The sequence below is a fragment of the Halorubrum sp. C191 genome (assembly GCF_002727095.1).
GTDB lineage: Archaea > Halobacteriota > Halobacteria > Halobacteriales > Haloferacaceae > Halorubrum > Halorubrum ezzemoulense.
On record NZ_NHNZ01000111.1, the window covers coordinates 93,175 to 103,984 of the forward strand.

Below are 10,810 nucleotides of genomic sequence, written 5' to 3' on the forward strand. Positions count from 1 at the left end.
AGGAGGTTCCCACGACCGATCCGCCGGCAATCAGTCACGAATGACCGGCCGGATCGTCAGCAGTGTTCGTCGTCGGTCTGCCGACAGCGATTTAGCCAGAGTGGTCTGGTTATAACTAAACGGCCGGAACGCCGAGCGAGATTTATTACAGAACGGTCACCGCGGCGAAGACGACGACCGTCCCGGCCGCGCCGAGCGCCATCGCCTTCGCGTTGAGCTTGACCGCCTTCCTGCGGTCGGCGGCGAGCGCCTCCTCGTTTTCGATCTCGCTCGTCCCCCCGCCCACGTCGAAGACGCCGATGCCGGCAAAGCCGATACAGAACCGCTCGCGGTACTGTAACGCGCCCATCGCGGCGCCGTACAGCGGGAAGACGGAGAGGATGAGCGACCAGCGCGGCCACGCGAACGAGACGGCCGCCGCGACGAACGCGGCCGCGAGCGCGAGCGACCCGACGCCGAGGAGGAGCCGCCGTCGCTGCTGTGTCGGTCCGATGTTACACACGCCCGGTTGATACTCCATGGGATCGGAAAGAGCGGCAGAAGCAAAGCCTCAACGGATCGCTCCGGCGACCGGTACCGCTACCCCCGAGCGACCGACCCGCCGACGCCCGTCGCTTGACCGGCCGACGCTCGTCTCTCGACTCGCCGACGCCGAGAGACGGTTCATTATCGGCCGCCCGGAACGGGGGATCGAACGCGACGGGCGACCGAGACCCGGACCGTCGAGCGCGGGACCTGGGACGGTACGAGACGATACTGGAGTCGCTCGAACCGGTCGACCTCGGAGCGATTGCGGAGGAGTGCTGGCGGAGCGTCGAGACCGCGGACGCGACAGTGCGCGCGGAGGCGACGGCGACGGTCCGCGCGGACCGTAGTCGGCTCAAACAGGTGCTGGAGAATCCCCTGCGGAACGCCGTCTCGCACGGCGGCGCGGACGTGACGGCACCGTCGGCGACCTCGACGGCGGGTTCTACGTCGCGGACGCCGGCCCCGGACTCCCCGAGGACGAGCGCGGCGAGGTCTCCGAGGCCGGCCACACGACCGACTCGGACGGGACCGGCTTCGGCCTCGCCATCGTCGAGCGGGTCGGCGAGGCGCACGGCTGGGCAGTACGCGTCACCGACGGTCCGGACGGCGGGGCGCGCTCCGAGTTCACCGGCGTCGGTATCGAGTGACGGCGCCGCCGGGGCGGGAGCCGGCGGTGGAAACGGTGAAATGCCCGGCAGCCGACGTGGCTGTGTGAAACGGATTCAGCTCGGCAACACCGTCTTCGAGGGCGAAAACGACGTGTACCTACTGGACGGGGAGACGACGGCGCTCGTCGACACCGGGGTCGCGCTCCCCGAGGTCCGCGAGGAGTTGGCCGACGGCCTCGCCGAGTACGGGCACGCGTTCGGCGACGTGGACGCGGTCGTCCTCACCCACTGGCACCCGGACCACGCGGGACTCGCCGGCGAGGTCCAGGCCGAGGGCGGCGCCGACGTGTACGTCCACGAGGCCGACGCCGGCCTCGTCGACGGGACGGAGACGCCGCTGTTCGCCGACCGCGACCTCCAGCGCGAGACGTTTGAGCGGTGGGGGATGCCCGCCGCCGACCAGGAGCGGCTGATCGAGTTCTTCGACGCCGTCAGCGTGGACCTCTCGGGGCGACCGGCCGACGTGACGACCTTCGCGGACGGCGACGCGATCGAGGCCGGCGGCGTCGAACTCGAAGCCCTCCACCTTCCCGGCCACACCGCGGGACTCTCCGGGTTCGCGTTCGACCCGCGGGCTGTGTCGGACCACGACCCCATCGCTGGTGAAGACGCGACCGAGGAGGCGCTCACGGGCGACGCGCTGCTCCCGAAGTACACCCCCAACGTCGGCGGCGCCGACATCCGCGTCGAGGGTGCGCTCGCGGCCTACGCCGAGAGCCTCGCGCGGATCGTCGACCGCGACTTCGACGCCGCGCATCCGGGGCACCGTCAGCGGATCGACGAGCCGAGCCGCCGCGCGGCGACGATCCTCGACCACCATCGGCACCGGACCCGCCGGGTGATCGGGGTCCTCGACAACTCGGGGCCGGCGACCGCGTGGGAGGTGTCGGCCGCGCTGTTCGGCTCGCTGGAGGACATCCACGTCCTCCACGGTCCCGGCGAGGCGTTCTCGCACCTCGACCACCTCGCCGACGCCGGCGTCGTCGAGCCCGACGGGACCGCCTACCGACTCGTCGACCCCGACCCCGACGTCGACGCCCTGTTCCCGACGACGCCGCTCGACGACGTCGTCGACGGGAGCGACGACGCGTAGGCGGAGAGGATCGGGGGCGTTCCGGCGCGACCCCGAAACCGACCGCCGCCGAAAGCTATTCCCGGCGGCCGGCGTAGTCGGGGACGTGAAGCGGGACGCCCTCGTCGCGGTCGCGGTCGCCCTCCTCGCCCTCGTCGCGCTCGGCGTCGCGGCCGCGACGCTGGACACCGCCGTCGACACCGGCGGCGGCGGGTTCGGCGGGAGCGGCGGAGACGCCCCGAGCGTCGGATCTGACACGGGCGACCCCGGCGTCCTCACGTCGTCGGGGGAGGCGGGCGACTTCTCCGCGCCGGGGCTCTGTCTGCCGTTCCTCAGGGAGCCGCCCGCCGTGATCGCGCTGCTCGTCGGCCTGACGCTGCTCGCGGGGGTCACCTATCGCGACACCGGGTCGCCGTTCGCGAGCGTCGCCGTCGCCGGCGTGATGGGCGCCCCGATCGCGGTCCTGTTCTGGGTGCTGTCGACGTGCCGGTCGGTCGCGGAGAACGTCTCCACCTCGCTCGGGATGGGCAGCAACGGGACGGAGTTACTGTCGACCGGCGCGGCCGGCGGCGGGCTTGGCAGCGGCGAGGGCGCGGCGTCGGCGCCGCAGATCCTGTTCGCGGTCGTCGTCGTCGCCGCGGTGATCGCGAGCGTCGCCGCGCTGCTCCTCGCCGGCGGCGACGACGAGGCGGACGGCGGCGGCGACCGGACCGACGAACCGGTCGAGGAGCCGCCGGACCTCGCCGCGGTCGGGCGGACGGCCGGCGAGGTCGCGGACCGGATCGAGTCCTCGGACGCGGACAACGAGGTGTACCGCGCGTGGCGCGACATGACCGATGTCCTCGACGTCGACCGGCCGGACTCCTCGACGCCCGCGGAGTTCGCGGCCGCCGCGGTCGACGCGGGCGTCGCCGAGGAGCCGGTGACCGCGCTCACCGAGGTGTTCGAGCGGGTCCGATACGGCGGCGAGGACGCGACCGACGACCGAGAGCGCCGCGCCGTCGAGGCGCTGCGTCGGATCGAGGAGCGGCACGGAGGCGACTCGTGACGCGCGCTCTGACGGAGAGCGCGGGCGAGACGGTGGGGACCGACGGTGGTGATCGGTAGTGCGGCCGCTCGCCGTCGCGGGAGTGCTGGCGGTCGCCGTCGGCATCCTCGCGGCGCTCGACCGCGGCGTGGCGTCGGTCCTCTCCCCCACGTCGGCGGTCGTCACGCTGATCGGCGTCCTCGGCGTGGTTCAGGGGATTCGATACGCGAACGCGCGTCGGGACCGTCGGCGGATGCCGACAGACACCGGAGAGCCGGAGCGGCGCGCGCCCGCCGCGGTGCCCGGTGCCGACCTCGACGAGCGGATCGCCCGCGTGGCCAGTCCGGCGCCGGGCGGTTACCGGAACCGTCGCGCCCTCCGCGACCGGGTCCGGGAGGTCGCCGTGGACGCCGTCGCCCGCGACCGCAACTGCTCGCGGGAGGCGGCGGCGACGGCCGTCGACGACGGGACGTGGACGGACGACGCGGCCGCCGCCGCGTTCTTCGACACCCGGACCGCCTATCCCGTCCGGGTCCGGCTCTCCGCCGGGGTCCGGGGACGGTCGAACTACTGGTACGGGCTCCGCGCCGCGATCGGCGAGATCGAGCGGATAGAGGGGGGTGCGGCGTGAGCGACCCCTCAAGCGGCGCCGCCGCGTCCGAGCCGGCATCGACCGACGGTGAGGCGACCGGACGAGACGGCGACGCGGTCGGACGCGACCGCGACGCGACCGAGACTGAATCGGCCGACGCGACCGAGACTGAATCCGCCGGCGCTCCGAGCGACCGGGAACACCGCCGAGCGATCGAGACGGAGCGCTGGCTGGGGGTGGCGGGGGCGGCGCTGGCGCTGGTCGGCCTCGGCGTGCTCGTCCGGCAGTCGTCTCTCGTGCTCGCCGGCGCGGTGGGCGCCGGGTACGCGGTGTACGCGCGGGCGGGCGACGCGTCGGCGCCGGCGCTCGCGGTGACGCGGACGGTGAGCGAGGAGGCCCCGGAGCCGGGCGACGAAGTCAGCGTGACCGTCCGGGCGGAGAACGTCGGCGAGGAGGCCCTGCCGGACCTCCGGCTCGTCGACGGGGTCCCGCCGGGGTTGGCGGTCGTCGACGGCCCCGCTCGGGTCGCGACGGCGCTGCGACCCGGGACGGCGGTGACGTTCGAGTACACGGTGCGCGCGGCCCGGGGCGACCACGAGTGGGAGCCGCTGACGGCGATCACCCGCGACGCGGCCGGCGCCCGCGAGCGCACGACCGCGCTCGACGCGCCGACCGCGATCGCCTGTACGCCGGAGCTGTCCGCCGGCGGCGACCTCCCGCTGCGCGGGCTGACGACCGTCCACCACGGTCGGGTGCCGACCGACGTGGGCGGCGCCGGCGTCGAGTTCCACGCCACCCGGGAGTACCGCCGCGGCGACCCGCTCAAGCGGATCGACTGGAACCGGCGGGCGCGGACGGGGGAGCTGTCCACCGTCGAACTACGCGAGGAGCGCTCCGCGACGGTCGTGCTGGTCGTCGACGCCCGCGAGTCCGCGTACGTCGCCGCCGACCCGGACGCCGAGACGGCGGTGGAGGCGAGCGTCGCGGCCGCGGGACAGGCGTTCTCCGCGCTCCTCGACGGGGGCGACCGGGTCGGGATCGCGGCGCTGTCGCCGATCGACTGCTGGCTGCCGCCCGGCAGCGGGACCGTCCACGCGGCCCGGGGACGCGAGACGCTCGCGACCGACCCCGCGCTGGCGCCGACGCCGAGCGACGACCGGTTCTACCGGTCGCTGTGGCTCCGGCGGTTCCGGCGGCGGCTCCCTGCCGACGCGCAGGTGCTCTTCTTCACCCCCCTCGTCGACGAAACCGCGACGGCGATCGCGCGGCGCGTCGACGCGCACGGTCACCTCGTAACGGTCCTCTCGCCGGACCCGACGACGGCCGAGACGGCGGGCGAACGGTTGACCGCCTTCGAGCGCCGCCAGCGGCTCCGGGCGCTCCGGGCGGGCGGGGTCCGCGCGCTGGAGTGGGGCGACGACTCCTTCCCGGCCGCGGTCGCGGCCGCGACGAGGCGGTGGTCGCGATGAGCGGCGACGGCTCGGCGCCCGGAACGACTGGCGACGGATCCGCGATTGCGACGGGGGGCGACGAGTCGGCGTCCGAAGCGCCAGCCGACTTCCACGAGGCGGACGCCCGGCCCCCGACGGTCGCGGTCGTCGCGAGCCTCGCCGCCGCGGGCGTCGCGGCGACCGCCGCGCTGATAGCGAGTCCGACGGGCGGCGCGCTGGTCGGGGTCGGCGCGCTCGCGTTCCTCGGCGGCTCGCTCCGGGGGTCGGCGCGAGTCCTGACGTGGGGCGCGACCGCGGGCGTGGCGGGGATCGCGCTCGCGGGGTACCGCGGCGCCCCGCCCGAAGCCCTGCTCGTCGCCGCCGTCGGGCTGGCGGTCGCGTGGGACGTCGCCGACCACGGGGTCGGCCTCGGGGAGCAGGTCGGACGGGGCGCTCGGGTCCGGCGGAACGTCGCGGTCCACGCGGGGGCGAGCCTGCTCGTCGGCGCGCTCGCGGCCGGCCTCGTGTACGGCGTCTCGCTCGCGGTCGGCGGCGGCCAGCCCGTGGCCGCGCTCGCGCTCCTCTTGGCGGGCGGTATCGCGCTGATCTCCGCGCTGCGGTGACAGTGCGAGCGCCAGGTTTACCGGGCCGCCCGCGCGCTGCGCGGCGATCGCGGACGCTTTTGTGCTGGCCCGGCGACGGCCGAGTATGCGAACCGAAGGGTGGTCGGCGTGACCGACCTCGTGACGTTCGGCGAGACGATGCTCCGCCTGTCGCCCCCGCGCGGCGAGCGGCTGGAGACGACGGACTCGCTCGACGTTCAGGCAGGCGGCGCCGAGAGCAACGTGGCGGTCGGCGCGTCGCGGCTCGGCGTCGACGCCGTCTGGCTCTCGAAGCTGCCGGACTCCCCGCCGGGGCGCCGAGTGACGAACGAGCTGCGGAGCCACGGAGTGACGCCCGAGGTGGCGTGGACCGACCCGGCTGAGGGCCGCGTCGGGACGTACTACTTCGAACGCGGCGGCGCGCCGCGGGGGTCGAACGTCGTGTACGACCGCGGGGACGCCGCGATCACGACGGTGACGCCCGGGGACCTGTCGACGGCGTCGTTCGCGGACGCGAGCCGGTTCCACACCACCGGGATCACGCCCGCGCTGTCCGACCGCGCCGCGGAGACGGCGGCCGCGCTGCTGCGCGAGGCGGGCGACGCGGGGCTCACTCGCTCGTTCGACCTGAACTACCGGGAGAAGCTCTGGGACCCGGAGACCGCGCGAGCGGCCTACGAGAGCCTGTTCGAGCACGTCGACACGCTGTTCGTCCCGCGGCGGGACGCCCGCGAGGTGTTGGACCGCGAGGGCGACGCGGTCGCGATCGCGCACGGACTGGCCGCGGAGTTCGGCGTCGAGACGGTCGTCGTCACCCGCGGGACGGAGGGCGCGGTCGCGCTGCGCGACGGCGAGGTGTACGAGCAGGGCGTCTTCGACGCGGAGACGATCGACGCGATCGGCACCGGAGACGCGTTCGTCGCGGGCTACCTCGCGAAGCGGATCGACGGCGGCGACCTCCCGGCCGCGCTGGAGTGGGCGGCCGCGGTCGCGGCGCTGAAACGCACCGTCGCGGGCGACGTCGCCGTCGTCACGCCCGGGGAGGTCGAGGGCGTGGTGGCCGGCGGCGGCGGCATCGATCGGTAGTCGACCGGCGCGGGGCGAGCGCCGGAGCTAAACCCTTATCAGCGCGCGGGTGGCAGGTACGCCCGTATGAGCGACCTCCCGGACGACTTCGACTGTACGCTCACCAACTGGGAGTACATCTACGGGCTCTGCCGCAACGTCTCCGACGCGGTGAAGCGGGCCGACTTCGAGCCGGACGTGGTCGTCGCCCTCGCCCGCGGCGGCTGGTTCGCGGGGCGGTGTATCTGCGACTTCCTCGGGCTCAACGACCTCACCAGCCTCAAGATGGAACACTACGTGGGGGCGGCCGAGAAGAGCGACGAACCGCAGATCCGCTACCCGATGCCCGAGGGGAGCGTGGAGGACAAGAACGTCCTCATCATCGACGACATCGCCGACACCGGCGGCTCGATCAGCCGCGCCGAGGAGTACGTCGAGGACCGCGGCGCGGGCGAGGTCCGCACCGCGACCCTCCAGCTCTTGGGCACCTCCGAGTTCCAGCCCGACTTCGTGGGCGAACGGCTCGAACAGTGGACGTGGGTCGTCTACCCGTGGAACTTCCTCGAAGACATGATCGACCTCACGGAGGGCGCCATGGAGCGCGCCGACGACTCGACGTTCTCGCGGGAGAACCTCCGGCACTACTTAGAGGAGTACCACGGCATCGGCCGGATCGAGATGGAGGTCGCCCAGCCCGGCCGCCTCGACGAGGTCATCGACGAGATGGTCCGGCGGGACGTGGCCGAGCCCGTCGGCGACGAGACGTGGGCGCTCGCCGAGTAGTCGGACCGAGCGATGGCCCCCGGAGACGACGCCGACGCTGACCCCGCAGACGACGCGGTGCTCGACGCCCTCCTCGACGCCTACGCGCTCAAAGACGAGCGGCGCACGGGGTGGCAGCTCCGCGGGGTCGACGAGCCCGAGTCCGTCGCCGCCCACTCGTGGGGCGTCGCGTACCTCGTGTTGACGCTCGGGGACCGGTTCCGCGAGGATCTCCCGGGCGTCGACCGCGACCGCGCCCTCCGGCTGGCGGTCGTCCACGACGTCGCCGAGGCGGAGACGGGCGACGTGGCGACGCGGGCGGCCGACGTGACGGCCGACGACGACGCGGCCGGGGACGCGGTCGATCGCGAGGCGAAGGTCGCCGCCGAGCGAGAGGCCATGCGCGACCTCGCCGGCCCGCTCCCGGAGCGCGTGCGGGACGCGTGGGAGGCGTACGAGGCCCGCAATTCGCCGGAGGCGGTCCTCGTCAAGGAGTGCGACCTGCTCGACACCTGCCTTCAAGCCCTGCGTTACGAGTGCGGCGACCGGTACGACCCGGAGCGCGGCGATCCCGATGCGTTCCGCGAGTACGACGACCTCGACGAGTTCTTCGCGACGAGCGAGCCGCGGCTCCGGACCGACGCCGGGGAGGAGCTGTTCGCGTCGATCCGCGAGCGGTACCGGGCGGCGCGCGACCGGTAAGCGCTCTCGCAGTCCGGTAGCGCCCGCGACCCCGACCGTTCAGCGGTTGCGAGGCCATCGACGGGACGGCGCTCGACCGTCACCGGCGCGAGCGACACCAGTAAGTGTCGGCCGGACCGATTCGGGCCATGGCATCGAACCGCGACGACGGGGTCGCGTCAGACGGCCCGGCGACCGGAGCCGGCCTCGTCGACCGCTGGACCGCGCTCGACCGCGGCTGGCAGGCGCTCGCGCTGGGGCTCGGGATCGTCGCCGCGCACCTCGTCGGGCAGGCGCTGTGACGGGGATCGGCGAGGCGGTCCGCGCGTACCTGCCCGGCCTCGCGCTGCTCGCGGGCGGCGCGGTCGCCGCGACGCTCGTCGCGGACGCGGTCCCCGGCCTCCAGCCGCTCGTCGTCGCCGTCGGGATCGGCGTCGGGCTCGGCAACACCGTCGGGATCCCCGAGATCGCGGAGCCGGGCGTGAGCGCCGACAAGCTGTTCTTAGAGACCGGCATCGTGCTGCTCGGCGCGGCGGTGGCGGTCGAGGAGTTCCTCGCCGCGGGACCGACCGTCCTCGGGCTCGTGGTGGCGGTCGTCGCCGGCGGGCTCCTGTTCGCGGAGGTCGTCGCGCGCGGGCTCTTCCGGATCGGGTCGCCCACGTCCTCCCTGTTGGCGGCCGGCGCGAGCATCTGCGGGGTCTCCGCGGTCGTCGCAATCGGCCGGGTGCTGGACGCGCGCGGGACCGCGATCACCTTCGCGGCCGCGACGATCCTGCTGTTCGACGCCGCGACGCTCGTCGCGTTCCCGCTCGCGGGCGAGTGGCTCGGCCTCACCGGTCGACAGTTCGGCGTCTGGGCGGGCGTGAGCATGTTCTCGACCGGCCCCGTCGCGGCCGCCGGGTTCGCCTACTCGCCCGAGGCGGGGCAGTGGGCGACCGTGACGAAACTGGCGCGCAACTCGCTCCTTGGCGGCGTCGCGGTCGCGTACTCGCTGGCGTACGCGGCGCGGTCGGCCGCCGACCCCGGCGTCCGGCGGCTGTGGGCGGAGTTCCCGAAGTTCCTGCTCGGCTTCCTCGCCGTGGCGGCGGTCGCCAACAGCGGGCTGCTCTCGCCGGCCGCGCTGGCGTCGATCGGGCGCGTGTCGGACGCGCTGTTCGCGCTGGCGTTCGTCGGCCTCGGGCTCTCGATCCGGGTCGACGACATGCGTGCGGTGGGCGCCGCGCCCGTCGGCGCGGTGCTCGTCCACCTCCTCGCCGTGAGCGCGGTGGCGCTCGCGGCGGTCCGCTGGCTGCTGTGAGACGGGTTCTCCGCGGAGCCGTCGACGACGCGCCGGGCCGTCGACCGCGGCCGCCGACCGCGTTCACTCCTTATAAGTAGCGAGCGGGCGCACTCGGGGTATGGGAACCATCGGATTCATCGGCGGCAGCGGCATCTACGAGGCGCTCCCCCTCAACGACGTGCGCGAGGTCGCGTTCGACACGCCGTACGGCGAGCCGAGCGACGCGGTGACGATCGGCGAGTTCGGCGACACGGGCCGCGAGGTCGCCTTCCTCCCGCGCCACGGCTCGAACCACGGCGTCTCGCCGACCGACCTCCCGTACCGCGCCAACATGTACGCCCTGAAGCAGGCGGGGGTCACCCACGTGTTCGCGTCGAACGCGGTGGGGAGCCTGAAGGAGGAGTTAGCGCCCGGCACGCTCGTCGTTCCCGACCAGATCTACGACCGGACGAAACACCGCGACCTCTCCTTCTACGGCGACGGGGTCGTCGTCCACCAGCCGTTCGCGGACCCGTACAGCCCCGAGCTCGTCGACCACCTCACCGAGGCGGCCGAGTCCGCCGTCGGCGGCGAGGGGGACGACGGCACAGACGTCGTGAAGGGCGGCACCTACGTCTGTATCGAGGGGCCGCAGTACTCGACGCGCGCGGAGTCGGAGTTCTACAAGAGCCAAGGCTGGGACCTCGTCGGCATGACCGCGATCCCGGAGGCGAAGCTGGCCCGCGAGGCCGAGATCGCGTACGCGACGATCGCCGGCGTCACCGACTACGACGTGTGGAAGGCGGACAGCGAGGTGACGCTCGAAGAGGTGCTCGAGAACGCCGAGCAGAACCAGGCGGCGATCAAGGCCGCCGTCGAGGAGGCCGTGCGGACCCTGCCCGAGGACTTGGAGTGTGACGCGCACACGTCGCTCGAAGGCACCGTCAACACGCCGACGGAGGCGATCCCCGAGGAGACGAAGGAGCGCGTTGAGCCCCTGCTCGGCGACTACTTGTAAATAGACGCGCCGTGCGGTGGCGCGTGCCTGTGAGCGGCCGGAGCGAAGCGGCGGCCACGAGGAGCACGCGCGAGGGAGTCGGTCGCTCGGAGCAGCGCGGAGGGCGA

12 protein-coding genes and 1 pseudogene are annotated in these 10,810 nt (G+C 73.8%); 12 read left to right on the top strand and 1 reads right to left on the bottom strand.

Annotation, left to right across the window (positions count from 1 at the left end):
• Positions 1–145: 145 nt before the first annotated feature.
• Positions 146–520 (bottom strand): hypothetical protein, encoded by a 375-nt coding sequence (locus tag Z052_RS11700; RefSeq protein ID WP_089307995.1) that lies wholly within the window; start codon positions 518–520, stop codon positions 146–148.
• A 505-nt stretch (positions 521–1,025) separates the two neighbouring features.
• On the opposite strand from Z052_RS11700, the pseudogene Z052_RS21290 reads away from it, so the two are divergent.
• The 12 genes and pseudogenes from Z052_RS21290 to mtnP form a co-directional block, all read left to right on the top strand.
• Positions 1,026–1,175 (top strand): annotated as a pseudogene (locus tag Z052_RS21290) (PAS domain-containing sensor histidine kinase); the annotation flags it as partial.
• A 64-nt stretch (positions 1,176–1,239) separates the two neighbouring features.
• On the top strand, positions 1,240–2,289 hold the full coding sequence (locus tag Z052_RS11710) for an MBL fold metallo-hydrolase (RefSeq protein ID WP_099289037.1): 1,050 nt from the start codon (positions 1,240–1,242) through the stop codon (positions 2,287–2,289).
• 85 nt (positions 2,290–2,374) lie between these two features.
• Positions 2,375–3,316: a DUF4129 domain-containing protein gene (locus tag Z052_RS11715; RefSeq protein ID WP_086216740.1), complete on the top strand. Its 942-nt coding sequence runs from the start codon at positions 2,375–2,377 to the stop codon at positions 3,314–3,316.
• 58 nt (positions 3,317–3,374) lie between these two features.
• Positions 3,375–3,926, top strand: a complete 552-nt coding sequence (locus tag Z052_RS11720) for a hypothetical protein (RefSeq protein ID WP_086216739.1) — start codon at positions 3,375–3,377, stop codon at positions 3,924–3,926.
• Entirely contained in the window at positions 3,923–5,356 is a 1,434-nt protein-coding gene (locus tag Z052_RS11725; RefSeq protein ID WP_099289038.1) for a DUF58 domain-containing protein, read from the top strand. Before Z052_RS11720 ends, Z052_RS11725 begins: the two co-directional genes overlap by 4 nt.
• Positions 5,296–5,940 carry a hypothetical protein gene (locus Z052_RS11730; RefSeq protein WP_049931498.1) on the top strand — a complete coding sequence of 215 codons (645 nt, stop codon included), beginning with the start codon at positions 5,296–5,298 and terminating at the stop codon, positions 5,938–5,940. Before Z052_RS11725 ends, Z052_RS11730 begins: the two co-directional genes overlap by 61 nt.
• Before the next feature lie 99 nt (positions 5,941–6,039).
• A complete protein-coding gene (gene kdgK1 / locus Z052_RS11735; RefSeq protein WP_176450720.1) occupies positions 6,040–7,005 on the top strand; it encodes a bifunctional 2-dehydro-3-deoxygluconokinase/2-dehydro-3-deoxygalactonokinase in 966 nt (321 codons plus the stop codon).
• Between the two features lie 66 nt (positions 7,006–7,071).
• Complete coding sequence (locus Z052_RS11740; protein ID WP_094580474.1) at positions 7,072–7,767, top strand: phosphoribosyltransferase; 696 nt, start codon at positions 7,072–7,074, stop codon at positions 7,765–7,767.
• 12 nt (positions 7,768–7,779) lie between these two features.
• Entirely contained in the window at positions 7,780–8,448 is a 669-nt protein-coding gene (locus tag Z052_RS11745; RefSeq protein ID WP_094580473.1) for an HD family hydrolase, read from the top strand.
• A gap of 128 nt (positions 8,449–8,576) precedes the next feature.
• Positions 8,577–8,729, top strand: a complete 153-nt coding sequence (locus tag Z052_RS20535; protein ID WP_167373068.1) for a hypothetical protein — start codon at positions 8,577–8,579, stop codon at positions 8,727–8,729.
• Positions 8,726–9,724: a YeiH family protein gene (locus tag Z052_RS11750; RefSeq protein WP_049931496.1), complete on the top strand. Its 999-nt coding sequence runs from the start codon at positions 8,726–8,728 to the stop codon at positions 9,722–9,724. Before Z052_RS20535 ends, Z052_RS11750 begins: the two co-directional genes overlap by 4 nt.
• A 100-nt stretch (positions 9,725–9,824) precedes the next feature.
• A complete protein-coding gene (mtnP, locus tag Z052_RS11755; RefSeq protein WP_094519460.1) occupies positions 9,825–10,703 on the top strand; it encodes an S-methyl-5'-thioadenosine phosphorylase in 879 nt (292 codons plus the stop codon).
• Positions 10,704–10,810: the final 107 nt, after the last annotated feature.

Coding starts and splice junctions, on each gene's coding strand:
- Z052_RS11700 (WP_089307995.1), bottom strand. CDS start 520: ATGGAGTATCAACCGGGCGTGTGTAACATCGGACCGACACAGCAGCGA.
- Z052_RS11740 (WP_094580474.1), top strand. CDS start 7,072: ATGAGCGACCTCCCGGACGACTTCGACTGTACGCTCACCAACTGGGAG.
- Z052_RS11745 (WP_094580473.1), top strand. CDS start 7,780: ATGGCCCCCGGAGACGACGCCGACGCTGACCCCGCAGACGACGCGGTG.
- Z052_RS20535 (WP_167373068.1), top strand. CDS start 8,577: ATGGCATCGAACCGCGACGACGGGGTCGCGTCAGACGGCCCGGCGACC.
- mtnP (WP_094519460.1), top strand. CDS start 9,825: ATGGGAACCATCGGATTCATCGGCGGCAGCGGCATCTACGAGGCGCTC.